The organism is Streptomyces sp. DSM 118878 (assembly GCF_052936595.1).
Genome location: NZ_CP193622.1, coordinates 639331 through 663607, shown reverse-complemented (window position 1 = coordinate 663607; position 24277 = coordinate 639331). Strand labels below are relative to the sequence as shown.

23 protein-coding genes and 1 pseudogene are annotated in these 24277 nt (G+C 70.8%); 9 read left to right on the top strand and 15 right to left on the bottom strand.

The annotated features are described in order from the left end of the window. Nucleotides 1-47 precede the first annotated feature (47 nt). The 6 genes from ACRAKF_RS02795 to ACRAKF_RS02770 form a co-directional block, all read right to left on the bottom strand. Nucleotides 48-980 (bottom strand): ABC transporter permease, encoded by a 933-nt coding sequence (locus ACRAKF_RS02795; RefSeq protein WP_447035116.1) that lies wholly within the window; start codon nucleotides 978-980, stop codon nucleotides 48-50. Continuing rightward, complete coding sequence (locus tag ACRAKF_RS02790; protein ID WP_447035115.1) at nucleotides 977-1843, bottom strand: ABC transporter ATP-binding protein; 867 nt, start codon at nucleotides 1841-1843, stop codon at nucleotides 977-979. Before ACRAKF_RS02790 ends, ACRAKF_RS02795 begins: the two co-directional genes overlap by 4 nt. 3 nt (nucleotides 1844-1846) lie before the next feature. Then, nucleotides 1847-2872, bottom strand: coding sequence for an ABC transporter substrate-binding protein (locus tag ACRAKF_RS02785; protein ID WP_447035114.1), 1026 nt, complete (start codon nucleotides 2870-2872; stop codon nucleotides 1847-1849). Between the two features lie 77 nt (nucleotides 2873-2949). Then, the gene (locus ACRAKF_RS02780; RefSeq protein WP_447041770.1) at nucleotides 2950-3033 is read right to left on the bottom strand and encodes a putative leader peptide; all 84 of its coding nucleotides are present in this window, start codon (nucleotides 3031-3033) and stop codon (nucleotides 2950-2952) included. 161 nt (nucleotides 3034-3194) lie between these two features. Continuing rightward, a complete protein-coding gene (locus ACRAKF_RS02775) occupies nucleotides 3195-4424 on the bottom strand; it encodes an acyl-CoA dehydrogenase family protein (protein ID WP_447035113.1) in 1230 nt (409 codons plus the stop codon). A 134-nt stretch (nucleotides 4425-4558) separates the two neighbouring features. Continuing rightward, nucleotides 4559-5176: a TetR/AcrR family transcriptional regulator gene (locus tag ACRAKF_RS02770; protein ID WP_447035111.1), complete on the bottom strand. Its 618-nt coding sequence runs from the start codon at nucleotides 5174-5176 to the stop codon at nucleotides 4559-4561. 188 nt (nucleotides 5177-5364) lie between these two features. On the opposite strand from ACRAKF_RS02770, the gene ACRAKF_RS02765 reads away from it, so the two are divergent. After that, entirely contained in the window at nucleotides 5365-6327 is a 963-nt protein-coding gene (locus ACRAKF_RS02765) for an alpha/beta hydrolase family protein (RefSeq protein WP_447035110.1), read from the top strand. Here the strand turns inward: ACRAKF_RS02765 and thpR are convergent. The 4 genes from thpR to ACRAKF_RS02745 form a co-directional block, all read right to left on the bottom strand. After that, entirely contained in the window at nucleotides 6284-6943 is a 660-nt protein-coding gene (gene thpR / locus ACRAKF_RS02760) for an RNA 2',3'-cyclic phosphodiesterase (protein WP_447035108.1), read from the bottom strand. The two genes, ACRAKF_RS02765 and thpR, sit on opposite strands and share 44 nt — an antisense overlap. 83 nt (nucleotides 6944-7026) lie before the next feature. Continuing rightward, entirely contained in the window at nucleotides 7027-8202 is a 1176-nt protein-coding gene (locus tag ACRAKF_RS02755; RefSeq protein WP_447035107.1) for an LCP family protein, read from the bottom strand. Between the two features lie 29 nt (nucleotides 8203-8231). Then, the gene (locus tag ACRAKF_RS02750) at nucleotides 8232-8753 is read right to left on the bottom strand and encodes a transglycosylase SLT domain-containing protein (protein ID WP_447035106.1); all 522 of its coding nucleotides are present in this window, start codon (nucleotides 8751-8753) and stop codon (nucleotides 8232-8234) included. 427 nt (nucleotides 8754-9180) lie between these two features. Then, nucleotides 9181-9765, bottom strand: coding sequence for a TioE family transcriptional regulator (locus ACRAKF_RS02745; protein WP_447035105.1), 585 nt, complete (start codon nucleotides 9763-9765; stop codon nucleotides 9181-9183). On the opposite strand from ACRAKF_RS02745, the pseudogene ACRAKF_RS02740 reads away from it, so the two are divergent. Both ACRAKF_RS02740 and ku read left to right on the top strand, forming a co-directional pair. Further along, nucleotides 9741-10157, top strand: a pseudogene (locus tag ACRAKF_RS02740) (erythromycin esterase family protein); the annotation flags it as partial. The gene ACRAKF_RS02745 and the pseudogene ACRAKF_RS02740 sit on opposite strands and share 25 nt — an antisense overlap. Nucleotides 10158-10244: 87 nt before the next feature. Continuing rightward, entirely contained in the window at nucleotides 10245-11201 is a 957-nt protein-coding gene (gene ku / locus ACRAKF_RS02735) for a non-homologous end joining protein Ku (RefSeq protein WP_447035104.1), read from the top strand. A 50-nt stretch (nucleotides 11202-11251) separates the two neighbouring features. On the opposite strand, the gene ACRAKF_RS02730 is transcribed toward ku, so the two are convergent. Continuing rightward, nucleotides 11252-12394, bottom strand: a complete 1143-nt coding sequence (locus ACRAKF_RS02730) for a carboxylate-amine ligase (RefSeq protein ID WP_447035102.1) — start codon at nucleotides 12392-12394, stop codon at nucleotides 11252-11254. Between the two features lie 238 nt (nucleotides 12395-12632). Between ACRAKF_RS02730 and ACRAKF_RS02725 the strand changes: the two genes are divergently transcribed. From ACRAKF_RS02725 to ACRAKF_RS02705, 5 genes are all read left to right on the top strand, one after another. Continuing rightward, nucleotides 12633-15614, top strand: coding sequence for a carbohydrate binding domain-containing protein (locus ACRAKF_RS02725; RefSeq protein ID WP_447035101.1), 2982 nt, complete (start codon nucleotides 12633-12635; stop codon nucleotides 15612-15614). 100 nt (nucleotides 15615-15714) lie between these two features. Then, nucleotides 15715-16278 (top strand): DUF2243 domain-containing protein, encoded by a 564-nt coding sequence (locus tag ACRAKF_RS02720; protein ID WP_447035100.1) that lies wholly within the window; start codon nucleotides 15715-15717, stop codon nucleotides 16276-16278. Next, nucleotides 16275-17225, top strand: coding sequence for a cytochrome c oxidase assembly protein (locus tag ACRAKF_RS02715; protein ID WP_447035099.1), 951 nt, complete (start codon nucleotides 16275-16277; stop codon nucleotides 17223-17225). The genes ACRAKF_RS02720 and ACRAKF_RS02715 overlap by 4 nt, the downstream gene beginning before the upstream one ends. After that, nucleotides 17206-17811: a flavodoxin family protein gene (locus tag ACRAKF_RS02710; RefSeq protein ID WP_447035098.1), complete on the top strand. Its 606-nt coding sequence runs from the start codon at nucleotides 17206-17208 to the stop codon at nucleotides 17809-17811. The genes ACRAKF_RS02715 and ACRAKF_RS02710 overlap by 20 nt, the downstream gene beginning before the upstream one ends. Nucleotides 17812-18067: 256 nt before the next feature. Then, nucleotides 18068-18682: a hypothetical protein gene (locus ACRAKF_RS02705; protein ID WP_447035096.1), complete on the top strand. Its 615-nt coding sequence runs from the start codon at nucleotides 18068-18070 to the stop codon at nucleotides 18680-18682. 39 nt (nucleotides 18683-18721) lie between these two features. Here ACRAKF_RS02705 and helR read toward each other — a convergent pair whose 3' ends face one another. Further along, entirely contained in the window at nucleotides 18722-20941 is a 2220-nt protein-coding gene (gene helR, locus ACRAKF_RS02700; protein WP_447035095.1) for an RNA polymerase recycling motor ATPase HelR, read from the bottom strand. Nucleotides 20942-21114: 173 nt separating this feature from the next. Between helR and ACRAKF_RS02695 the strand changes: the two genes are divergently transcribed. Then, on the top strand, nucleotides 21115-21756 hold the full coding sequence (locus ACRAKF_RS02695) for a class I SAM-dependent DNA methyltransferase (protein WP_447035094.1): 642 nt from the start codon (nucleotides 21115-21117) through the stop codon (nucleotides 21754-21756). A 42-nt stretch (nucleotides 21757-21798) separates the two neighbouring features. Here the strand turns inward: ACRAKF_RS02695 and ACRAKF_RS02690 are convergent, their stop codons facing one another. The 3 genes from ACRAKF_RS02690 to ACRAKF_RS02680 all read right to left on the bottom strand — a co-directional run bounded on the left by ACRAKF_RS02690 (nucleotide 21799) and on the right by ACRAKF_RS02680 (nucleotide 24162). Next, complete coding sequence (locus ACRAKF_RS02690; protein ID WP_447035093.1) at nucleotides 21799-22725, bottom strand: class I SAM-dependent methyltransferase; 927 nt, start codon at nucleotides 22723-22725, stop codon at nucleotides 21799-21801. 146 nt (nucleotides 22726-22871) lie between these two features. Further along, on the bottom strand, nucleotides 22872-23459 hold the full coding sequence (locus ACRAKF_RS02685; RefSeq protein WP_447035091.1) for a helix-turn-helix domain-containing protein: 588 nt from the start codon (nucleotides 23457-23459) through the stop codon (nucleotides 22872-22874). Between the two features lie 40 nt (nucleotides 23460-23499). After that, nucleotides 23500-24162 (bottom strand): TetR/AcrR family transcriptional regulator, encoded by a 663-nt coding sequence (locus tag ACRAKF_RS02680; protein WP_447035090.1) that lies wholly within the window; start codon nucleotides 24160-24162, stop codon nucleotides 23500-23502. Nucleotides 24163-24277 lie beyond the last annotated feature (115 nt).

Below are 24277 nucleotides of genomic sequence, written 5' to 3'. Positions count from 1 at the left end.
GGTGGGTGATTACGGGGTGGGTGAGGAGAGGTGGCCGGTCTGCGGGGTCACCCGCCGGTGGGCACGCGCCAGGAGCTGAGCCGCCGTTCCACGGCGACCAGGAGCTGGTTGAAGGCCACGCCGATGGCGGAGATCGTGACGATGCCCGCGTACATCTGCGGGATCGCGAAGTTGTACTGCGAGGCGTTGATCAGATAGCCGAGTCCCGCCTTGGCGCCGATCATCTCCGCGGCGACGAGGACCAGGATGGACACCGCCCCGGCCAGCCGGATGCCGGTGAACATCACCGGTACGGAGGCCGGCAGGATCACCTTCTGGAACAGCCGGGGCGCCGACAGGTCCATGGACCTGGCCAGCTTGAGCAGCGTCGGATCGACGTTGCGGACCGCGCTGATGGTGTTGAGCAGGATCGGCCAGGTGCACGCGTACACGACGATGGAGATCTTCGACGTCTCGCCGATGCCGAGCAGCAGCACGAACACCGGCAGCAGGGCGAGCGCGGCGGTGTTGCGGAAGACCTCAAGCAGGGGGCCGAGGAGGTCGGCGACGGGCCGGTACCAGCCGATCAGCAGACCGAGGGGTACGGCGAGGATCACGGCGAGTCCGAAGCCGCTGAACGAGCGCACCAGGCTGGCCCGTGCGTTGTCGGCGAGCTGCCCGTCGGCCGCCAGCCCCCACCAGGCGTCGGCGACCTCGCTGAACGGCGGCAGAAACGTCCGGTCGGCGAGCCCGAGCCGGGGCCCGATCTCCCAGAGCAGCAGGAGCGCCACGATGGCCACGGACTTGGTCACCGCGCCAAGCAGCAGCCGCGGCAGTCGGCGCGCCACGCGGCGCCCGAGTGCCGCCGGTACGGAGGCGACGGCCGGGTCGGTGGTCGGGTCGGCGGCTGGGGCGGCGGTCGTGGCGGGCTCGGCGGAGGCTGCCCTCCGGGGAGCCGCGGCGGCCGTCTCGGGGGCGGCGGTGCGGGTCGTCGTGCTCACGCGGAAACCTCTTTCTTCTCCAGCTCCTGCGCCCTGGCCACCTCGTCGCGCAGCAACGACCAGACCTCACGGCGGTAGCGCGCGAACGCGGGGCTGGAGCGGAGGTCGTCCGTGCCCGTACGGGAGTCGAAGGCGATCGGCACGATCTGCTTCACGCGCCCCGGCCTCGACGACATGACGGCGACGCGCTGCCCGAGGTACACGGCCTCGTCGATGCCGTGGGTGATGAAGACGACGGTCTTCCCCGTGCGCTGCCAGATGCGCAGCAGTTCGTCCTGGAGCGACTCCCGGGTCTGGGCGTCGAGCGCGGCGAAGGGCTCGTCCATCAGCAGGATGTCCGGGTCGTAGGCGAGGCTGCGGGCGATCGCCACGCGCTGGCGCATGCCGCCGGACAGCTCCTGCGGATGGCGGTCCTCGAAGCCCGAGAGGCCCACCAGGTCGAGGAACTCCCGGGCTCTCGCCGCGCGTTGACGCCGCGGTACGCCGGTGGCCTCCAGACCGAACTCGACGTTGCCCTGTGCCGTGCGCCACGGGAGCAGCGCGTACTGCTGGAACACGATGCCGCGGTCCAGTCCCGGTCCGGTGACGGGCCTGCCGTCCACCAGGGTCTGCCCGGTGGTGGGCCGGGTGAGACCGCCGAGCAGATCGAGCAGCGTCGACTTCCCGCAGCCACTGGGCCCGACCAGGACGAAGAACTCGCCGTCCGCGATCTCCAGGTCGATGCCGTCGAGCGCGGTGACGGTCCCTGACCGCCGGGCGCCCGCGCGGCCCTTGACGCCGAACTCCTTGCGTACGTTCTCGAACACGATTTTGGGCGTGGCGGATACGGCGGGGATGGCGGGGATGGTGGTGGGTTCCGGCATGGGTCAGCTCCCGCTCTTGTCGGCGGCGTTGTAGGTGTTGGTGTAGAGGTCGGCCCTGGTGACCTGGCCCTTGTCGATGTCGCCGCGTTCGGCCAGCCAGTCGATCCACAGCTGGAGTTCCTTGCCGGTGATCAGGCCGCCTTTCTCGGCGACTCCGTAGGACTTCCAGTACTTGAGGGGAGCGGTGTCCTCGTTGCGCCCACGCTTCTCCATGATCTTCGTCATCCGGGCGATGACCTTTTCACGCGGTGTGGAACGGGACCATTCGATGGCCCGCCCGACCCCGGTGACGAAAGTGCGGGCCGTGTCGGGATTCTGTTCCAGAAAGCGGTCCGTCATCACGAAGGTGCCCGCGCTGAAAGCGCCGAGCAGTTCGTAGTCGGTGAACAGGGGGCGGATTCCACCGGCCGCGAGGGCTTTGTCACGAAGAACACCGCCGAGTACGGCCACTTCTATCTGTTTCTGCCGCAGGGACTGCTCGGTGTTGACCGGCGGCACGACCAGCGGTTCGACCTTGTCCCTGTCCTCCCGGGGCAGACCGCCTCGTTTCAGATAGATGTCGAGCATGGCCTCCGAATGGGCGCCGAGGGTGTTCATTCCGACCTTTTTTCCGATCAGGTCGCGGGGTGAGCGGATGGGGCTGTCCTCAAGGACGTAGAAGCCGTTGTAGGCGTCCCTGTCGGCGCCGTAGTAGCTGATGACCGCCTTGATCGGGGCGTTGTTCGCGGCGAGTTTGACGACCGCGCCGTTGAAGGCGCCGCCGAAGTCCGTCTGGCCCGTGGCCGCGGACTGGATGTCCTGGGGGCCGCTGATGGTGTTGCCGACCCACTTCAGCTTCACGTCCGCCAGAAGGCCCAGGTCGGCGGCGAGTTCCGGCAGGGTGACCTGGCCCGCCCAGCCCTGGTAACGGAGTGTCTTGGTCCGGCCCCCGCCGGACCTGGCGGTCGCCGAGACGCCACAGCTCACGGCCGCCGCGGAGAGACCGAGCAGGGAGAGGAACTGACGTCGGGTCGATGCCTTGGCGGCCATGAATGCGTCCTCTTCGAACCAGTGGGGGACGTGAAGAAATGGAGTGGAGTGCGGGAAATCGGTGCCCGGCGGCGGATTCAGCGTCCGGTGGCACAGATGGCGCCGGCCTGACGTCGCAGGTCGACGTGCAGGCGCGCGGTGAATTCCTCGTGCTTGCTCACACCAAAAGCGTCGCAGCGGAGATCGGCCGGGTCAATGCCGTAAGGGGCGGCTTATGACGTCCGCAACGCGGGAAACCCGGGTGAAGTACGGCGTTCACAATGACGGCCGGGCTGCGGCGAATTACGGGAATGGCCGTGGCGTGGTCTGGCGTGGCGAAGGCTCAGGAGGGGAGGACGAACGGCGGGTGTGCGCCGTTGAGGAAGAAGTCCCCGACGTCCTGGAGCCGGTGGGCACCGGGGGCGTGCAGGGCGTGGGTCCGGGCATTGCGCCAGAAGCGGTCGAAGCCGAGCCGCGCGGCGGCGGAGGTGGCGCCGATGATGTCGAGGGCGCGGGTGGTGGACTCCCGCACGGCCGCGGCCGCGGCGGCTTCGGCCATCGCCACGAGGACCGAGATCTCCGCGTACTCGTCGTAGGAGAGCTTCGCGCCCCGTTCGAGGCCTTCGCCCACGGCGTCCAGGGCCTGCGCGCCGAGCGCGGAGGCGGAGCGGGTCATGACCGTCAGTTCTCCGTACACGGTGAGCGCTTGCGGGTCCTGCGGGGCTCCGACCGGCCACGCGGGCCGCCGGGCCGCGTGCCCCGCCCTGCTGTACTCGCGGGCCTCGGCGAGCACGCCCTCCGCGATGCCCAGGCGGAGCTGCACGGAGAGAAGGCGTCCGACGGGGGAGGCCAGGGCGGTCGGCGGCGACAGGATGTCCTCGTCGGCGGAGAGCGAGCCGAGCACGTCACCGCGGGCCACCCGCACGGCGTCGAACTCCACCGTGCCGCCTGCCGCGAGGCGCTGGCCGAAGGTGTGGGTGTCGTCGTCGATCCGTACCCCGGGCTCGGTGGCGTCCACGACGACGGCCAGGGGTTCGCCGGTGTCACCGCGCATGGCCCGCACGGCGAGGCGGTCGGCGACGAGCACACCGGTGGTGTAGGTCTGCCGACCGCTCAGCACGTGCCCGCCGCCCGACCTGGTGAGCGTCAGAGGCGGCTCCTGGTGGGCGAAGCCGCCGCCCCAGCACGACTGCTCCGCAGCGGACCGCCGCTCGACGCTTTCGGCGAGCACCGGGTCGCCGAAGAAGCGGGCGCTCCACGACAGGAAGTAGTGGGAGCCGAGCAGTTGGGCGATCGAGCTGTCGGCGGCGGCGATCTCCCTGACCACGGCGTAGGCCGTCGGCCAGTCCGCGCCGCCCCCGCCGGCCTCGGCCGGTACGAGCAGCGACAGGAGACCTGCCTCGCGCAGCCGGGACACCTCGTCGAACGGCGTCTTCCCCGCCTGGTCCCTCGCGGTCGCGTCGGTGGCCAGATCGTCCGCCACCTCGCGGGCCACACGCAGCCAGTGCGCACGACCGGGCCCCTCGTGCCCGGACTCCGGGGCGGGAACGGCCGGCGCGATGGCAACGCCCATGGCGGAAGTCTCCTCAGCGGTGTGTATGGGGCATGTTCTTCATCCTCCGCACTCGCCGGGTGGGCGTCAATACTTTCCTAGTGAATCGGTAGGGAAAGTATTGACGGAAGGTCTTCGAAATCTCACCGTCAAGTTCAGGGTGAGACTTCGGGTTGGTGGAGGCCCCGGAGGAGGAGTGCGACCAGGCGGCGGGGGTCGTAGTCGGGGTCGCCCTCGCGGCCGATGCAGAGGTTGCCGATGCCGCGCATCAGCTCAAGGGCCCGCGTGCCGGGCCTGATCTCGGCGGCGTCCACCGCGGCGTCGAGCAACTGCGCGCAGACGGGTACCAGGCGGTCCAGGAAGTAGGCGTGCAGCGCGTCGAAGCCGCCGCTGTCCGACTGCATCGCGTTGGCCAGGCCGTGCTTGGTGACCAGGAAGTCGACGAAGAGGTCGACCCACTCGCGGAGCGCCGCGAACGGGGAGCCGGCCTCGGCGAGCAGGCGCGGCCCGGCCTCGGCGCACGCCTCGACCTGGTGGCGGTAGACGGCGACGACGAGATCCGCGCGGGTGGGGAAGTGGCGGTAGATCGTGCCCATCCCGACACCCGCTTCCGCCGCGATCTGCCGGATCGGCGCGTCGACGCCGGAGGTGACGAACACCGCGGCGGCGGCTTTGAGCAGGGTCTGCTGGTTGCGCTGGGCGTCGGCCCGCTTGCTCCGGACGGGTCGCGGCTCGCCCGGGTCCGCGGGGGGTGTGGCGGGGGCAGGGGGCACCACGCGCTCCTTTCGCTGCCGACGTCGAGGCCGGCCGTTGACAAAGCGGAACGTTGCTCCGTATCGTCGAGAACGTAAGCGGAACGACGCTCCGGTTGAAGTTTAGCCGAAAGCGGGCGCTCCTCGCTGCCTCGGATCTCATCGGCCGCAGCGGCCCACGCCGAGGCCATTGAATGGACGTACGCATCATGAACGCATCGACTCACGCAACCGGCCCCACCCTCACCTCGCCCGCTCCCGTCCTCTCGGTCGCCCCGGTGGTACTGCCGGACCCCGACCGCCCCGTGGACCTGGAGCTACGGGTATCGGCCCCCGTGACAGGGGACGACCTGCCGGTCATCCTCCTCTCGCACGGCCAGGGCTACTCCACCCACCTCTCCTCGCTCGACGGCTACGCGCCCATGGCCCACTTCTGGGCATCGCACGGCTTCGTCGTCATCCAGCCCACCCACCTGAGCTCCCGAAGGCTGAGCCTGGACCCCGCCACCCCCGGCGCGCCCATGTTCTGGCGGTCGAGGGCCGAGGACATGCGGCACATCATCGACCGGCTCGACGAGATCGAGGGCGCGGTGCCGCAGCTCCTCGGGCGCCTGGACCGCGACAGGATCGCCGTGGTCGGACACTCGATGGGCGGACACACCGCGGGCCTGCTGCTCGGCGCCCGGCTCATCGACCCGGACGACGGCACGGAAGTGAACCTGGCCGACCCCCGCATCACGGCGGGCGTCCTGCTCGCCGCGCCCGGCCGGGGCGGCGACGCGATCAATGCGCCCGTGGCGGAGAGCTTCCCCTTCTTCACGACCACGGACTTCTCGCACATGGCGACACCCACCCTCGTGGTCGCCGGAGACAAGGACGAATCCACGCACCTGACGAACCGCGGCCCGCAGTGGCACACCGATCCCTACCTGCTCGCGCCGGGCCCGAAGACCCTGCTCACCCTGTTCGACGCGGAGCACGGACTCGGCGGTGTCTCCGGGTACGACGTCGCCGAGACGACGGACGAGAACCCCGGGCGGGTGTCCGCGGTCCAGCGGCTGACCTGGGCCTACCTCCGCAGCCAGTTCCACCCCGGAGACGATGCCTGGCAGTCGGCACGTGACGCACTCACGACCGGCCCCGACGCGCTGGGCCGGGTCGAGTCCAAGTAGAGGTGCGGGCCGCTACTCCGCGGCCCCCCCGGCGCCCGCCCCCGAAAGCCCACGCCTCGACATCCCGGTACCGGATGGGGCCCGGGCCGCGGCCGATGTCGCCGGCCACCAGGTGCAGGCGTTCGGTCCGCCAGGGGTGGCCGGTGAAATCGGCGAGGCCGGTGGCGGCTCGGGGCGCGCACGACGGGGTGTCGCGGCGGGCGCGGGCCAGGGTCAGGTGAGGGCGGAACCGACGGTCCGGGAGAGCGACGCCGCACTCCTCGACCACGGCGGCGCGTACGTCCGCGGCGAGGTCGTGGAGCGCGTCGAGTTCCCCGGTGATCCCGGCCCACAGCACGCGCTCGTCGAAGTGGCCGCCGCCGTGCAGCGCCAGGGTGAGAGGGGGGCGGGCGGCCGCCAGATCCGCGAGGGGCGGACGCAGGAGCGAGACCACCTCGGAGGGCACCTCGCCCAGGAACGCCAGGGTGATGTGCCAGTCCTCGATGCGGTTCCACCGCATGCGCGGATGCGCTTCGTAGGCGGGGCCGAGTTCCCGCGCCAGCTCCTGCTTCGCCTCGTCGGGCGGCGCCAGGGCGATGAACACGCGCACGGTCGGGGCTGGGGTCTCTTCGTTCACGAGGGACTTCGTACCGCATCGGTGACTGCGCACCGATACCGGGGTGGGCGCGGCCCACCGGTCCACCAGCCCGACGGGCCCGGTCACGTTCCCGACGACACCGGGGAGTCCATGCTGTCGCCCACGGAACCCTCCGTGGCGGACTCCGGTATGGCCCGGTCGTGGCGCAGCGCCGTCCAGACCTGCTTCGACGCCTTCCGCAGCGGCTTGACGCGTCCGGCGTCCCGGGCGTCGTAGGTGACCGGCATCGTCACCATGTCCATGCGTCCGGGGCTGATGCCCCGCAGCTCCTTGGCCAGGCCGAGCAGCTTGTCGGCGGAGGCCAGGTCGGAGTCCGCGCTGATGGTCTTGGTCGCGGTGTCCGCCAGGGAGTACGACTTCGTGGGGTCGCTGAGCGGATCGACCGTCTCGGCGCGGTGGATCAACGCCTTGATGAACGTCTGCTGGAGCTGGATACGGCCCAGGTCGCTGCCGTCACCCACACCGTGCCGGGTGCGCACGAGCGCGAGGGCCTGCTTGCCCTTCAGCGTGTGCTTGCCGGGGGTCAGGGACAGACCGCTGTTGGGGTCGTCGATGGCCTTGCGGGTGGTGATGTCCACGCCGCCGAGCTCGTCGATGAGCTTCTGGAAGCCCTTGAAGTCGACTTCGAGGTAGTGGTCCATGCGGACGCCCGACATCTTCTCGACCGTCTTCACGGTGCACGCGGGGCCGCCCACCTGGTAGGACGAGTTGAACATGGCCTGCTGTGCGCCCGGCGCACTGCCGCCGTGCGGCTGCGCGCACTGGGGCCGCCGGACCATCGTGTCGCGCGGGATGCTGACGACCGAGGCCTTCTTGTGGGTCTTGTCGACGTGCAGGACCATCGCCGTGTCGGCTCGCGCCCCGCTGACGCCGCGGCCGTACTGGCCGTGGGTGCCCGCCCGTGAGTCGGATCCCAGCAGGAGGATGTTCATCGATCCGTCCCGCTGCTGCGCGGGCCGGTCGTGCCCGAGGGCGGCGTCGACGTCCGTGCCCTCGATGTTGCCGTTGAGGTGGTGCCAGCCGTAGGCCACGCCACCGCCACCGAGGGCGACCGCCCCCAGGGCGCCCCACGCGACGTAGCGCAGGGCCTTCTTGCGGGGCTTGCGGCGGGAGCGGCGTACCCGCGGGGGCCCGTAGTCGGGCACCGCGGGTCCGTGGTCGGGCCCTTCGGGTCCGTAACCGGGCCCAGCGGGCCCGTGGTGGTCCTCGCTCCCGCTTCCGTGCCTCTCGTGCGGCATGCGCTGTCTTCCTCCGTGGGCCGGCCGGCTCAGTAGGCGGAGTCGACGTTGTCGATGGAGCCGTACTTGTCGGCGGCGTAGTTCGCGGCCGCGGTGATGTTGGCGACCGGGTCGGTCAGGCTGTTCGCGGTGCCGTCGACGTGGTAGGCATCGAAGGTGGGCTGGATGACCTGCAGCAGACCCTTGGACGGGGTGCCGTTCTGCGCGTTGACGTCCCAGCCGTTCTGGGCGTTCGGGTCGCCGGCGGACTCACGCATGATGTTGCGGTGCAGACCCTCGTAGGAGCCGGGGATGCCCTTCTCCTTCATGATGCCGAGGGCCTCGTTGATCCAGCCGTCGAGGTTGTCGGGGTGGTCCTTCTTGGCCGCCGCGGCGGCCTTGGTGACCTCGGCCGCCTGGGTCGTCGACGCGTTCGCCTTGGTCGGCTCGGCGGCGTGGGCGGAGGTGGGGACCAGCGAGAGTGCCGCGGCCGCGGCGCCGGCGGTGACGATGCCCGAGACGGAGAACTTGCGAAGTCGGGCGGTACGGGTCGGCGTGGCGGTAGTGGCCATGTGAGTGCTACTCCTCAGTGCGCTACGTGGATGGGGCTCGGTGCGTCGGGCGGATTCACCCGGTGCGATGCCGTTGCCCCGGAACTTCAGCAAGAGTTAGCGGCGCTCCGGGGGGTGCGCAAGCATGTGACGTACTACCCCGTTACGAAGAGCTTCTCGGTCGGAAGTGGGACAAACGGCCCCGGGCCCGGCGGCCCGCCTGCCACACCTACTACCGCCCTTAGCATGTGACGTAGCCCCTATGGGTGGGCTCACAGCCAGGACCCCGGTTTTGGGCTTTTTCGGGCGGGCAGCCGAGGCTGCGGGCGATGCGCCGACGGCCGAAAACCGTGACGTGCGGTGCCTGTTCGCTGCTCCGGGTCACCGCGGAGGGCTGCGCGTGGCCGCCCCGGCCGGCCGCGTCAGCCGCGCTCGCGGAGGCACACGCTCAGCCGCGCTCGCGGAGGTACGTGTCCAGCAGCGCCGCACCGGTCAGCATGGCCCGCCCACGGGTGGACAGCCGACCGCGCCAGTCGCTCAGCATCGCCTCAAGGGGTTCGAGACCACCGGCCGCCCGTACCTGCGCGATCAGCGGGGCGATCTGCTCCAGGAGGTAGCCGCCGCGCCTGAGCTGGTGGGTCAGGCGGGCGTCGCGCACGGCGGCATCGTCGTACACCCGGTAGCCGGTCAAGGGATCGCGGCGCGGGTGCACGAGCCCCGCGTGCTCCCACTTCCGCAGCGTCGCCGGCTGGACGCCCAGACTCTCCGCCAGCGGCCCGATGAACGTGCCCCGCGGGCGGGAGTACGGCAGATCCGGCCCGTCGGCCGTGGTGGGGGCGAGGTCACGGAGCGCCTCGTCCGTCGCGCCCCGGTTCACGGCCCGCATGACCGCCGCCGCCGTCCGGTGACCGTGGCCGGGCACCATGGCGAGGAACGCGTCCAGGGCCCGAGCGTGCAGCGGGGTATAGGTGCGGTAGCCGTGCTCCGTGCGGTCGGCGGCCGGGAGGCCCCGCCGCCCTGGCGGACCCGGCACGGTCGGTCGGGCAGTTGGCCGAGGCCATGGAGCTGCGGATGCTCGCCGATGACCTGGAGTCGCTGCTCGACGCGTTGCCGCCGCACCCCGCCGAGGCGGGCGCGCGGGACGACAGGGACCGGGCGCGCCTGTACGCGCGCACCGCCACCGGCCTGCTGCGCCGCCACTACTGGATGGCCGACACATCGCCGGACCGCATGACGCGGCTAGTGGGCCTGTGCGACCAGATGCGGGCCGCCGACCTGCTGGCCCTTGCCGAACGCGGACCGGCGCTGGTGTTCGCGCACAACCGCCCCCTGGGCCGGCGGGGGACGCGCACGATGCGGATGAGCGACCTGCCCCTCGACTGGTGGAGCGCCGGCGCGATGGTGGGCGCCAGCATCGGCGGGGAGTAGACGGCCGCACGGAGCCTTTCGGGGTGCCCGCCCGGTCGGCCTTGCCTAGCCTGGAGGCCTCGGGGCCGTCACGGAGGTACTCCTATGCCCCGCCCCGTCTGGTCCGGCGCGATCAGCTTCGGTCTGGTGACCATCCCGATCAAGGTGCTGCCCGCGACCGAGAAGCACAGCATCCGCTTCCACCAGTACCACCTGGAGGACATGGCGCGGGTGCGCACGAAGAAGATCTGCGAGCTGGACGGGAAAGAGGTCACGAGCGCCGAGATCGGCAAGGGTTTCGAGGTCGACAGGGACACCATCGTCGAGATCAGCGACGAGGAGCTCGACGACATGCCGCTGCCCACCGCCAAGGCGATCGAGATCACCGCGTTCGTGCCCTACGAGTCCATCGACCCGGTCAGGATCGGCGAGGGCTACTACCTCCAGGGCGACGGCCAGGTGGCCGCCAAGCCGTACACCCTGCTGCGCAAGGCGCTCGAACGCAGCAGCAAGGCCGCGGTGGCGAAGTTCGCCTGGCACGGCAGGGAACGGCTTGGGCTGCTCCGCGTGCAGGACGAGGTGATCGTCCTGCACGCCATGAAGTGGGACGACGAGGTGCGCAGCCCGGAGACCCTCGCGCCCAAGGAGGTCGAGCTCGACGAGGCCGAGATCGACCGGGCCGTGCTCCTCATCGACTCGATGACCGCCGACGGCATCGAGGGGCAGGAGTGGGCCACCGACCGCTACACCGCCGCCCTGGAGGAGGTCATCGCGGCGAAGGCCGAGGGGAAGCAGCCGCCCGCGGTGGCGGAGAAGGAGGAGTCCGCGGGGAAGGTCGTGGACCTCATGGCCGCGCTCCAGCAGTCCGTACAGCAGGCACAGGCCTCCCGGGGAGAGGACGGCGGGGACAGCGGGGACGGCCGGGACGCGACCGTCCATGAGATGCCCACGAAGCGCGCCGCGAAGAAGTCGGCCACGAAGAAGACGGCGGCGGCCAAGAAGTCGACGTCGAAGCGGACCGCCACGGCCAAGAAGTCCACGGCCAAGAAGCGCGGGGCCTGAGACTGCCCTGCCCGCGCCTATCGCGGCCGGCGCGCCACGCTCCCGGACCCTCAGGCGTGGTCGGGCGCGGTGACGGAGATCAGGTGGTCGACCACGTGACGAAGGCCGCCGCCGTGGTGGTACGCGGCGCGCTGCCGCTCGGCCCCGTTTCCGCGGGCCAGCAGCAGCGTGAGCCCGCGGCCCACCAGGTCGAGGTCGCCGTGCCGGCGCAGGGCCGGGCGGATCAGGTCCAGGAGGCGGCGGGCCAGGTCGGCGGCGGGCACCGGCCGGGCCGTGGACAGGTCGATGCCGTGCCCCGCGAGCCCGTCGCGCGCCGCCCGCCAGCAGGCCGCTCGCAGCAGCTCCGGGGCCGGCCGCGGCGCGGACCGCCCGGCGGCGACGGCGTCCCCGGCCTCGGCGGCGAGTGCTCTGACGACGGCCGCGAGCAGGAGTGTGTCCTCGACGGTCTGGGCGGCGTCGGCGACCCGGACCTCCAGCGTGGGCACGTGGTGGGAGGGCCTGATGTCCCAGTACAGGCCGCCCCGGTCCATGACGGCACCGCTCGTGGTCAGGTCACCGACGAGGTTCTCGAAGTGGGCCGGTGACGTGAAGTAGGGCGGTGGCCCCGCGGCGGGCCAGCGCGCCCACGCCATGGTCCGCCAACTGGCGTACCCGGTGCTGCGGCCCGCCCAGTAGGGGGAGTTGGCCGACAGGGAGATCAGCACGGGGAGCCAGGGCCGCAGGTGGTTGCTGAGCAGCAGCGCCTGCGCGGGGTCTCGTACGCCGATGTGCACGTGGCAGGCGCACGCGCTCTGCTCGTCGTCCAGCGCGCGGAACCTCTCGACGCTCCGCGCGTACCGGGCGCCTTCGGTGATGGGCGGAGGCAGTGGCGGCGCCAGGACGGGGGAGCCACTGGAGATGATCCGCACCCCGTGCCGGCGCGCGGAACCGGCCACGACGGTACGCAGGAAGCGGAGCTGCTCGCCGAGGCCCGCGAGGCCGGTGTGGGGATCGCTGCGCACCTCCACCTGGAAGCGGGTGAGTTCGGTCGTCACGTTCGGCCCGAGCACGGCCGCCGCGTCGGCGACGACCTCCTTGGCCTTCGGGCTGACCTGGCGGGTGACCGGATCGACGAGGAGGTACTCCTCCTCCACACCCACGGTGAGTGGTTCAGGCTCTCCCGCGTCGGCGCGGGCATCGGCTTCTCTGGCCATGGTGTACACGGTGTCACGGAACGTCACGCGAGGGCAGAGGGCATGCCGCGCCACGATCAGTCCTGGCCGGCGCGTCCGCCCGCGGCCCGTGTGGCAGTTCCTGCTGAACCTCTTTACGGAGACGTGCGGCACGAGTAACTTCCGGCTGTCGTAAGAGTTTGCTGAATGTTTCCGGTAGTTCTTCCAGCCTGAAGCTCCGACTGCCGAGGCCCTGTCAGGGCCCTCCCTGGAGACGTGTATGAGACGCACACGCACACGACGGTTCAGACGGGCACTGGCCGCCGCGGTGGCCGCCGGCGGCATCCTGGGGCTGCTGACCGCGATACCGGCCGCCCCCTCGCCCGCGACCGCTCCGGTCGCGGCCGTCGACAACACGGTCACCGTCTTCTACTACACCAAGACGAAGAACTGGTCCCAGTACAACCTGCACTACGCGCCCGACGGCGGCTCCTGGACCGCCGTGCCGGGCGTACGCATGGAAGCCGCCTGTACGGACTGGGTGAAGAAGACCGTCCCCCTGGGCGCCGCCGCGGGCTTGAAGGCCACGTTCAACAACGGTTCGGGCACCTGGGACAACAACGCGGGCAAGAACTACGACCTGGGTACCGGCGCCGTCACCGTCAAGGACGGCGTGATCGCCCACTCCGACCCCTGCGCGGGCGGCGGCGACCCGGACCCGGGCACCGGCAACAAGGCCACGGTCTACTACTCCACTCGGACGCTTGGCTGGACCACCGCCAACATCCACTACCGGCCCACCGGAGGGTCCTGGACCGCCGCGCCCGGCCCGGGCATGCAGAGCGCGTGCACCGGCTGGTGGAAGAAGGACGTCGACCTCGGCACGGCCACCTCGATGAAGGCCGCCTTCAACAACGGCAACGGAGTGTGGGACAACAACAAGGGCGCCGACTATGCCCTGGGCACCGGTGTCAGCAAGGTCGACAACGGCACCGTCACCGAGAACGCCGCGGACCCCTGCGCCGCCGAGGAGCCCGACACCAAGGCGCCGACCGTCCCCGCCAAGGTCACCGCGGCGGCCGACGGCGTGTCCGTCGTACTGACCTGGGAGCCCTCCACCGACGACAAGGGGGTCACCAAGTACCAGGTCACCCGCACCGGCGGAACCAAGGGCACCATCGTTACCGACGTCAGCTCCACCGTCCTCTCGGACGCGAATCTGGAAGAGAAGACCGCCTACACCTACACCGTCAGAGCCGCGGACGCGGCCGGCAACCTCTCCGCCGCCTCCGACGCCGCCACGGCGACCACCGGGGACAAGCCCCCGACGCCCGCGGCCGGCAAGCCGCTGGGCACCGACCCCCGCAAGGACCCGATCTACTTCGTCCTGACCGCCCGCTTCAACGACGGCGACACCAGCAACAACCGCGGCGGCAGCCAGCACGTGAAGAGCGGCAACGCGGCGAACAACGACCCCATGTTCCGCGGCGACTTCAAGGGCCTGGTCAACAAGCTCGACTACATCAAGGGCCTGGGGATGTCAGCCATCTGGATCACCCCGGTGGTCCTCAACCGGTCCGACTACGACTACCACGGCTACCACGGCTACGACTTCTACCAGGTCGACCGGCGCCTGGAGTCAGCCGGCGCCTCCTACCAGGACCTGATCAATGCCGCCCACGCCAAGGGCATGAAGATCTACCAGGACGTCGTCTACAACCACACCTCCCGCTGGGGCGCCAAGGGTCTGTTCACCCCGAAGCACTACGGGGTGCGCGACGCGCAGTGGAGCGGTCACTACGACGAACCCAACGCCTCCTTCGAGTACGACGGCCTGACCGTCGAACCGAAGTCCGGCAGGTCGTACTACAACGGCGACCTGTGGTCCACCGAGCAGCCCACCGGCAACACCTGCGTGGGCTGGGGCAAACAGATCGGCACCTCACCCGAGGGCTACCGCATCTACAACTGCCAGTGGCCCAACGCGACCTCCGGCATGTGGCCCAAAGACACCTACCACACCTGCTGGCTGGGGAACTGGGAGGGCGAGGACTCCCGCTCCTGCTGGCTCCACGACGACCTGGCCGACCTCAACACCGAAAGCGCCAAGGCCCAGAACCACCTGATCGGCGCCTACAACAAATACATAGACATGGGCGTCGACGGCTTCCGCGTCGACACGGCCGTCCACGTCCCGCGCACCACCTGGAACCGCCGCTTCCTGCCCGCCATCCAGGAACGCGTCAGCCGGCAGCACGGCACCGAGGCCGCGAAGAACTTCCTCGTCTTCGGCGAGGTCGGCGCCTTCGTCAACGACAAGTGGAACCGCGGCTCGGTCAACCACTCCGCCCAGTTCTTCACCTGGAAGGAACGCAAGGAGTACAGCGCCGACGATGGCAAGGCCGCACTCGAGATGTACGACTTCGAGAACAACGCCGGCGTCGCCGCACAGCCCACCTCCACGAACGCGTTCCTGGAGGGCAACAGGTACCACACCCCTGACCACAGCAAATTCTCCGGCATGAACATCATCGACATGCGCATGCACATGAACTTCGGTGACGCGCCCAACGCCTTCCACAACGGCAAGGACTCCGACGACTCCACCAACGACGCCACCTACAACGTCGTCTACGTCGACAGCCACGACTACGGACCCAACAAGTCCCACGAGCGCTACACCGGCGGCACCGACGCCTGGGCCGAGAACATGTCCCTGATGTGGACCTTCCGCGGCATCCCCACCCTCTACTACGGCTCCGAGATCGAGTTCCAGAAGGGCAAGAAGATCGACTGCGGCCCCTCCTGCCCGCTGGCCACCACCGGCCGCGCCTACTACGGCGACCACCTCCAGGGTGAGGTGAAGGCGTCGCAGTTCAGCAAGGTCGACTCCGCCACCGGAGCGGTCGCCGACACCCTCTCCAAGCCCCTGGTCAAGCACGTCCAGCGGCTCAACGAGATCCGCCGCGCCATTCCCGCACTCCAGATGGGCCAGTACTCCACCGAGGGCATCAGCGGTGACATGGCCTACAAGCGCCGCTACACCAGCGGCGGCACCGACAGCTTCGCCCTGGTCACCGTCACCGGCGGCGCCTCCTACACCGGCATCCCCAACGGCACCTACAAGGACGCCGTCACCGGAGACACCAAGACCGTCACCGACGGGAAACTCACCGTCGCCGCCCCGGGCAAGGGCAACCTGCGCGTCTACGTCCTCGACGGCCCCGGCAAGATCGGCACCGCCGGCACCTATCTGAAGTAGCCCGGCACATGCGACACAACCGATCTTCGGTTTCCGACCGCCCAAGCGCGGTACTTGCGTGACGTTTCTCAAGGGGGTCGGCTCGGACGAGGAGTGAGTGATGGCTACGACGACAGGGGCGGCCCGCCGGGGGCCGCGCACAGACACGGGTTCTCTGCGACTGCCGGGGATTCTCCTGGGCGTGGGCCTCGGCGGCTTCGTCGACGGGATTCTGCTGCACCAGCTCCTGCGCTGGCACCACATGCTGACCAGCACCGACACCGACCGGATCGGCGTCAAGTACTACCCGGCGAACACCGTGCAGGGCCTACAGATGAACACGCTCTGGGACGGGGTCTTCCACGCCGTGTGCTGGCTGGCGGTCCTGCTCGGCCTGGCCTCGCTGTACGCGCGCGTGACGCGCGGCCGACGCCGGGTGTGGACCTCGGGCAAGCTGTGGGGCTGGATCCTGGTCGGCTGGGGCGTCTTCAACCTCGTCGAGGGCGTCCTGGACCACCACATCCTGGGCATCCACCATGTCTACGCCGGACCCCAGCAGATCTGGTGGGACCTGGGCTTCCTGCTGCTCGGCGCCCTGTTCGTGGCGGTCGGCAGTGCAGTCCAGAACCGCGCCCGTGCCTTCGACCCCGAAACCGGCACGACCTCGGCGGCCGAGCCGTCATGACCGGTCATGGGCCGCACGAACACCACCAGCACTCCGCGCTGCCCTGGGAGCCCGTACTCACCTCGCTGGTCCTCGTGACGGTGGCGGTCGGCTACGTGGTTCTCACGGCTCGCGCGCGGCGCGCGAACCCGCGGGCGGGCTGGAGCCCTTGGCGCACCGGCCTCTTCCTGACCGGCACGGCCCTGCTCGCCCTCGCCCTGCTGCCGCCCCTGGCCACCGCCGCGCACGGAGACTTCCGCGGCCACATGCTCCAGCACCTGCTGATCGGCATGTACGCCCCGCTCGCGCTGATGCTGGGAGCGCCGGTCACGCTGCTGCTGCGCACCCTCCCGGTGGCGCACGCGCGCGTACTCACCCGGATGTCGCGCGGCCGCCCGGCCCGGCTGATCGCCAACCCGTTCACCGCACTGCTCCTGAGCGTGGGAACGCTGCCGCTGCTGTACTGCACCCCGCTGTACGACGCCTCGGCGGGCAACGAGGCCCTGCACTGGCTGCTGCGGCTGCACTTCCTGCTGTCGGGATGCCTGTTCGTCTGGGCGATCGCGGGCCCTGACCCGGCACCCACACGGCCCGGAGTCCCGGCGCGGCTGGTGGTCCTCGGTGTGGCCATCGCGGCGCACGCGACCCTCTCGCAGGCGATGTACGCCGGGTTCCTCATCGACATCCACGCGCCCGCGGCGCAGATCCGGGCCGGCGCGGAGGCGATGTACTACGGCGGCGACATCGCCGAACTCCTGCTCGCCGCGGCCCTGGTGGCCACCTGGCGCCCCACGAGGAACACGGTGAGGCCCGCCAGGGCCGCGGTGAGACCCGTCCGGTCACTCGCGAGGGTCGCGCGCCTGGCGCCTTCCCCGGATTCTGGTATGGCGGGTGAAACGTCGGGTGCCCCGTCGTTCACGACGCGGCGAGAGGGGAACAGTGGGTCTCATGCGCGCACTCGTCATTAACTGCACCCTCAAGCCCTCCCCGCAGCCGTCGAACACGGAGGCCCTCGCCGACACCGTCATCACCGCGCTCAAGGGGCACGGGGTGCGGGTCGACGTCGTACGGGCCGTCGACCTCAACCTCAAGCCCGGGGTCCAGACCGACATGGGCGAGGGCGACGACTGGCCCGGCGTCCACGAGAAGGTGCTTGCCTCACAGATCCTGATCATGGCCTCGCCCACCTGGCTCGGCCGCCCGTCCTCGGTCGCCCAGCGCGTCCTGGAGCGCCTCGACGCGATGCTCGGTGAGACGGACGACGAAGACCGCCCCGTCGCCTACAACCGGGTGGCCGGGGTCCTGGTCACCGGGAACGAGGACGGCGCCCACCACGTCATCAGCGAGATCAACGGCGCGCTCGTCGACGTCGGCTTCACGGTGCCCGGCCAGTCGTGGACCTACTGGCACCTCGGTCCCGGGCCCGGCCCCGACTACCTCGACGACCAGCGCGGCCACGACTGGGCGGCCTCCACAGGACGGGCCATGGCCTCCAACCTCGTCCACGCGGCACGGGCCCTCGAAGCGATGCCCCTGCCCGCCCCGCCCTCATGACCCGGCCGCGGCCACGACCTTCCGTCCGGCACTTTCCCTGTGAAAGCAAACCGCTGGGCTTCGGCCACCGCGGAAGAGACGCCCATTTGCCATGTCTGACCTTCGGTCGGTGTGGGCAGGAATGATGGGTACGGGCGCAGTCGACGCGGTGAGCTCATACGCCATGCGTCTCGGATACGAGCTCTCTCCGGTCACAGCTCAGCGGGCGTGCGGGGACCGCCCGCGCGGTCGTGTCCACGTCGAAGGAGGCAATTCCATGGCCCGAGTGGTGACCGATGACGAGCAGGCGGCGCAACGCCGCGTCGGCGGGATCGTGCGAACCTCGAGCATCCTGACGGGGGGAGGCCTCGCGATGTGGCGCGACCATCCGGCGGGGGAGTGGGAGACGTCGGCCGCGGAGCTGTCGCGGGACCTGGACACCCTCAAGGTGCCCCACCAGATCGTCGTGGCCTTCCGCCCGCCCCGGGGCCGCGAGGCGGGGCGCCGCAAGGGCCAGGAGGTCCGCGTCCCCTTCCCCGAGCTGACCAAGCTGGTGCGCTGGGTGCCCCTGCTCCAGCAGCTCCTCGACGAACTCCCCGCCGAGTCGCCCGGCTTCACCTTCGCCTACTGCCAGGCGCGGCCCACCGGCCCGGCGATGATGAGCCTGTCCTCCCTGGCGGCCGAGTGGCCGACCTGGACGACGAGACAGGCCGAGCTGATGGGCCTGCTGTGCGCCCGGTGCGGCTTCGACCTGCGTACCCGCGGGGCCACGCAGCGCCTCGCGTACGACGTCGAGGGCGAGCCGATGCTGCCCCGGCTGGTGTGCGGCGTGTGCTGCGGCGACGGCCAGGCCGCGCTGGACGGCCTGACGGCGCTCGGCGAACCGTCGTGAAGCCACCCACCGGCACGTGAAGCGGCGAGAAGGGGCTGGTCAGGAGCGAGTGAGGATGACCAGTCGCTGTGTCGCCCGAGTCATCGCGACATAGCGGTCGACCGCCCCTTCGATGCCCTCGCCGAACGACTCCGGGTCGACGAGGACGACCAGGTCGAACTCCAGCCCCTTCGCCAGTTCCGGGGTCAGTGACCGGACGCGTGACGTGGCGCGGAAGGTGGGATCGCCGATGACGCAGGCGATCCCGTCCGCGTGCGAGGCGAGCCACGCGTCGAGGACCGAGTCCAGTTCGGCGACGGACCCGTGGACGACGGGAAGGCCACTGCTGCGGATGGAGGTCGGCACGTTGGCGTCCGGGAGCGCGCCGCGGATGACCGGCTCGGCCTCCGCCATGACCTCCTCGGGCGTACGGTAGTTGACGCTCAGGGAAGCCACCTCGACCCGGTCGATGCCGATCCGTTCGAGCCGTTCCCGCCAGGACTCGGTGAACCCGTGCCTGGCCTGGGCGCGGTCCCCGACGATGGTGAAGCTGCGGGAGGGGCACCGGAGCAGCAGCATCTGCCACTCCGCGTCGGTCAGTTCCTGCGCCTCGTCCACGACGACGTGCGTGAACGGGCCCGCGAGGGGCTCCGGCGCGGCGGTGGGCAGCGCGCTCTCGTCGATCAGGCTGTCCTGGAGGTCCCGGCCGCGCAGCATGGTCACCGCGCCCTCGCCGTCGGCGTCGGCGGCGACCATGTTGTCGATGACCCCGGCCATGCGCTCGCGTTCGGCGGCGACCGAGGCGTCGCGCCTGCGCCTGCGCAGCGAGGCTTCCGGGTCACCGAGACGCTGCCGTGCCGCGTCCAGGAGCGGCAGGTCCGGCACCGTCCAGGCCTGGGCGTCCTCGCGCCGCAGCTTCCGCACCTCCTCGGGGCTCAGCCAGGGGGCGCACATGCGCAGATACGCGGGTACCGACCACAGGTCGCCGACCAGGTCGGCCGCTTCGAGCAGCGGCCACGCGCGGTAGAGGGCCGTCACCAACTCCCTGTTGTGCAGGAAGGACTTGCGGAGCAGCGCGGCCGACGCGCCACCGCCGTACTCGCCCGGACCGCCGTACTCGCCCGGGCCGTTGTCCGGTCCGTCCTCGTCCAGGTCGTCCAGGTCGTGCTTGTCCAGCAGGATCGCGACCAGCTCCTCCCAGATCTGGTCGCGTGCCTCGTTGTGCGGGGTGCCGGGCTCGGCCGCCGCGAACGCCTCGGCCCAGTCGTCGGCGCTCAGCCAGACGTCGGACCAGGGTGTAGTGACCGACATCCCCTCCGTGGGCGGGTCCTCGTAGAACCTGACGGCCTTCTCGATGGCCCCCACCATGTCCGCGGACGACTTCAGGCGAGCCACCTCCGGGTCGCTCTCGACCGCTGCTTCCGCCCCCTCGGCGACCAGGTCGCGCAGGGTGCAGGTCCGCACGCCCTCCTCGCCGAGGCTGGGCAGGACATCGGCGACGTACGCGAGGTAGGGCTGGTGCGGACCGACGAACAGCACGCCGCCCCTGCGGTGACCCGCGAGGCGGGGGTCGGAGTAGAGCAGATAGGCGGAGCGGTGCAGGGCCACGACGGTCTTGCCCGTACCGGGACCGCCGTCGACCACGAGGGCGCCGCGGGAACTTGCGCGCACGACGGCGTCCTGGTCGGCCTGGATGGTGGACAGCACATCCCGCATCCGGGCCGAGCGATTGGTGCCAAGACTGGCGACGAAGGCCGACTGGTCGTCGAGCGCGGCGTGTCCTTCGAGGCCGTCGGCGGTGAACACCTCGTCCCAGTAGTCGCTGATCCGGCCGTCGGTCCAGCGGTACCTGCGGCGGCTGGCCAGACCCATCGGGTTGGCGTGGGTGGCGGCGAAGAAGGGCTCGGCCGCGGGGGAACGCCAGTCGAGCAGCAGCCGGTGGCCCGTGCTGTCGGTGAGGCCGAGCCGGCCGATGTACACGGGCGCGGAGCCGTCCGCGCCGACGACCCGGCCGAGGCACAGGTCGAGCCCGAAGCGGCGCAGGGCGCGCAGGCGGTTGGTCAGCCGGTGGATCTCCAGGTCCCGTTCCAGCGCCTCACGGCCCAGGCCGCCGGGTGCCCTGCGTTCGGCGTCGAGGCGGCCGGACAGCTCCGCGATCGCCTGCTCCAGGCTCCGCGCGATGGCCTCGAAGTGCTGCTCGTCGTCGGCGATGAGCCGCGGGTCGGCCTTGGCGGCGAGGGTGTCGGCGAGGTCGAAGGCGCTGGTGGTCAGTGGGGGCATACGCAGTGGGTCTCCCGTTTCCGCAGGTCGTGGCTGAGGTGAGCGATTGTGCGGCACGGTGGGGGCCTTGCGGCAAGCCCCCCACCGCGCTATAACTTGAGAGTGGCGAGAGGTGGGCATCCCCTTCTTGCCTCTCTTTTTGCGCCCCTGCCGCCGGCCTAGGGTCGTCTCTCGTGACTGAAACCGCCTCGCACGTGAAGACGACTGCCGCTGCCTACGACGCCCTCGCCGTCGTCTACTCCGAACTCGCCCGTGACGACCTCGACCGTCCCTCGGTGGACCGCGCGGTGCTCGCCGCGTTCGCCGAGCTCGCGCGGATATCGGGGCCCGGGCCCGTCGCGGAGCTGGGCTGCGGTCCCGGCCCGGTCACCGCGCATCTGCGGAAGCTCGGCCTCGACGTCTTCGGGATCGACCTGTCACCCGTGATGATCGACATCGCCCGGAAGACCCATCCCGAGCTGCGGTTCGAGGTCGGCTCCATGGACGCCCTCGACCTGGCCGACGGCTCGCTGAGCGGCGTCGTGTCGTGGTACTCGGTGATCCACGCCCCGGCCGAGGACGTGCGCTCCTACTTCGCGGAGTTCCGCCGGGTGCTCGCACCCGGCGGCCACCTCGTCCTCGCGTTCTTCGAATCCGAGGGCGAGCCGCTCACCGCCTTCGACCACAAGGTGACCACGGCCTACCGGTGGCCCATCGACAGCATGGCGGCGCTCGCGGGCGAGGCCGGGTTCACCGAAGTGGGACGGATGCTGCGGGAGCCGTGGGAGGGTGAGCGGTTCCGCAGGGGGCATCTGCTGATGCGGGCGGGTGAGTGACCCGGCTGACCAGGCCCCACCGAGCGGGTGAGTGACGGGCGGTCAGCCGTTTCCGTCCTCGCGGCGCGCGGCCCACACGGTGCGTTCCGTGCGGGCCGCCAGGTCGGTGCGGCGCAGGACGCTGTGCGGTCCTTCGGTGTCGAGGAGCTGGTCGAGGGTGGCCAGGTCCTCCGCGGGGAGCGCGTCGGCTGCGCTGTCGCGCAGGCGGCGCAGGGTGCTGAGGGCGTAGCGGCCGACCGCCTCGTCGCGGGAGCCGTCGATGTGCACGGCGATGGTGCGTTCGCCCTCGACGGTGAAACCGGCCCCGGTCAGCTTGGGGCCCCAGTCGGCGCCACGGTGAGGCACGTGCTCGGCGTGGTGGTGTGCCAGGGCGGCGTGGCAGCGCTCCTCCAGACCGGGCCGGGCCTCCGGCGCGTTCTCCGGCAGGAAGCGGGGGAAGCCGGCCAGCTCGACGACGGCGAACAGGCCGCCAGGGGCGAGGAGTTCGTGGACCTGGCGCAGCGTCCGGTCGGGTTCCGCCATGTGATGAAGCGACGCCGAGGCCCACACCAGCTCCGGCGTCCCGAGGTCGGGCCACCCGGCGTCCAGATCGGCCTGGACGGTGCGTACGCGGTCGTCCACCCCCTGCGCGCACGCCTTCTCCCGCAGGCGGTGCAGGTGCTCGGCCGAGGAGTCGACGGCGGTGATCCGGGCCTCGGGCCAGCGGGCGAGCAGGGCGAAGGTCCCGGTCCCGGTCCCGGAGCCCAGGTCGACGATGTGCCGGGGGCCGGTCTCGACCGGCAGCCATGCGGTGATGTCCGCGATGTGCGCGGAGAGGACTTCCGCGTCCAGATCGAGCAGCTCGGCCTGGTTGCCCGCGCCGTCGGGCCGGGTCGTGCGGGGCGAGGCGTCGCTGTGCGCGGAGTGCGCCGCGTGCCGGTGGGTGTGCGGGTGCGATTCGGTGTGCGGATGCGGGGAAGCGTGGGTCATGGCGCCACGCTAGGTCGGCGGTGCGCTGAAGTGGCGTGGCCTTCCCGGATGCGCAAGACAATGACGCGCTGAGCTGCCGTACGCGCAAGAATCCCTTGACCTGCATGGTTCCCAGAGGGGCCAGGGCCCTGCGAGGTCTGCCCGGTTCAGCGACCGGCTTCGGGCGCCGGCCGGCGTTCCTGGTGGCTGCGCCGGGCGTCGCGGTCGAAGATGCCGAGGATCTCGCACGGCCCGCCTTCGGCGCCGATGGCGTGCGGCAGCATCGTGGGGAACTCGGCGGCCTGGTTGGTCTCCACGCGCAGCCGCCGGTTGCCGAGGAGCAGGACCGCCGTGCCGGACAGGACGACCAGCCACTCGCGGCCGGGGTGCGCGCGCATGCGTGAGGAGCCGGTGGGCGGCGGCTCGGTCATGCGCTGCCGTACGACGGTCATGCCCGGCTCCGCCTTGATGGGCCAGCGCATCAGCCCATGCGCCCCGTCGATCATCGGGCTGGTGACGACGTCGTCGGTGGCGGTCTCCACGAGCTGGTCGAGCGAGGTGTCCAGGGCGCGCGCGAGCGTGACGAGCTGGTCGAGGGCCAGCCTTCGCTGACCGTTCTCGATGCGGGAGAGCGTGGACTGGCTGACGTTCGCGCGCGACGCCAGCTCCTCCAGGGACCAGCCCTGCGCCACCCGCAGCGCGCGGATCCTCTTGCGCACCAGACTGTCCAGCTCATCTCCATCGCTTTGCGTCATGAGCAACACTGTATGTCTGCGACGCAATGTCTGCCCCTCGTCAACGGCGCGCCCGCAGCCCGTCGACGAGCAGCCCGAGTCCGAACTCGAAGAGGCGGTCGAAGTCCCCGCTGGTGAGGGCGGGCAGTGTGGCGCCGAGGTGCGGGTAGGTGCCCGCTTCCACGGCGTCCCGCAGCGATCCGGAATCCGCCGGCCGGTCCTCGCCGGGGTGCAGGGCGGCCTGTTCCTCCAGGGTGTGGCCCACGGTGAAGTTCGCCAGCGTGTAGAGCGCCCGCGCCGCGTCGTCGTCCTCGAAGCCCGCCTCGCGCAGGAGGCCGACGACGGTGTCCGCGTAACCGAGGATGTTCGCCCCCGTCGCGTGGGTGCCCGCGAACACGCGCGCACCGTCGCGGTGGGCGAGCAGGGCCGTGCGCATGGCCCGTGCGAGGGCGGCCAGCCGCTCGCCCCAGTCGCCCTTGCCGCCCTCGGCGGCCGCTTTCGTGACGCCCTCCATCATCCGCTCCGCCATGGCCGTGAGCAGGTCCTGCTTGGTCGCGAAGTAGCGGTACAGCGCGCCTGCCCGTACGTCCAGCGCGTCGGCGAGCCGCCGCATGGTCAGCGCGTCGAGCCCCGACCGGTCCAGCAGGTCGAGGGCGGTGTGCAGGGCGCGGTCGCGGTTGAGCCGTGGTGGGCGGCCCCTGGCCGGGGTTGACGAGGAGGTCATGCGTCTCACTATAGTGAACATCGTTCATGTGAACGTTGTTCACTAATTGCTCACCGAGTTGCTCACCGAGTTGCTCACCGAGTTGCTCACCGAGTTGCTCACCAAAGTTGTTCAC

Bases quoted from the DNA above. Each gene is read 5' to 3' on its own strand.
- ACRAKF_RS02710 (WP_447035098.1), top strand. From the start codon at position 17,206: ATGCGCGCACTCGTCATTAACTGCACCCTCAAGCCCTCCCCGCAGCCG.
- ACRAKF_RS02755 (WP_447035107.1), bottom strand. From the start codon at position 8,202: ATGCCGCACGAGAGGCACGGAAGCGGGAGCGAGGACCACCACGGGCCC.
- ACRAKF_RS02720 (WP_447035100.1), top strand. From the start codon at position 15,715: ATGGCTACGACGACAGGGGCGGCCCGCCGGGGGCCGCGCACAGACACG.
- ku (WP_447035104.1), top strand. From the start codon at position 10,245: ATGCCCCGCCCCGTCTGGTCCGGCGCGATCAGCTTCGGTCTGGTGACC.
- ACRAKF_RS02690 (WP_447035093.1), bottom strand. From the start codon at position 22,725: ATGACCCACGCTTCCCCGCATCCGCACACCGAATCGCACCCGCACACC.
- ACRAKF_RS02790 (WP_447035115.1), bottom strand. From the start codon at position 1,843: ATGCCGGAACCCACCACCATCCCCGCCATCCCCGCCGTATCCGCCACG.
- ACRAKF_RS02680 (WP_447035090.1), bottom strand. From the start codon at position 24,162: ATGACCTCCTCGTCAACCCCGGCCAGGGGCCGCCCACCACGGCTCAAC.
- ACRAKF_RS02750 (WP_447035106.1), bottom strand. From the start codon at position 8,753: ATGGCCACTACCGCCACGCCGACCCGTACCGCCCGACTTCGCAAGTTC.
- ACRAKF_RS02685 (WP_447035091.1), bottom strand. From the start codon at position 23,459: ATGACGCAAAGCGATGGAGATGAGCTGGACAGTCTGGTGCGCAAGAGG.
- ACRAKF_RS02730 (WP_447035102.1), bottom strand. From the start codon at position 12,394: ATGGCCAGAGAAGCCGATGCCCGCGCCGACGCGGGAGAGCCTGAACCA.
- ACRAKF_RS02705 (WP_447035096.1), top strand. From the start codon at position 18,068: ATGGCCCGAGTGGTGACCGATGACGAGCAGGCGGCGCAACGCCGCGTC.
- ACRAKF_RS02785 (WP_447035114.1), bottom strand. From the start codon at position 2,872: ATGGCCGCCAAGGCATCGACCCGACGTCAGTTCCTCTCCCTGCTCGGT.
- helR (WP_447035095.1), bottom strand. From the start codon at position 20,941: ATGCCCCCACTGACCACCAGCGCCTTCGACCTCGCCGACACCCTCGCC.
- ACRAKF_RS02715 (WP_447035099.1), top strand. From the start codon at position 16,275: ATGACCGGTCATGGGCCGCACGAACACCACCAGCACTCCGCGCTGCCC.
- ACRAKF_RS02775 (WP_447035113.1), bottom strand. From the start codon at position 4,424: ATGGGCGTTGCCATCGCGCCGGCCGTTCCCGCCCCGGAGTCCGGGCAC.
- ACRAKF_RS02725 (WP_447035101.1), top strand. From the start codon at position 12,633: ATGAGACGCACACGCACACGACGGTTCAGACGGGCACTGGCCGCCGCG.
- ACRAKF_RS02765 (WP_447035110.1), top strand. From the start codon at position 5,365: ATGAACGCATCGACTCACGCAACCGGCCCCACCCTCACCTCGCCCGCT.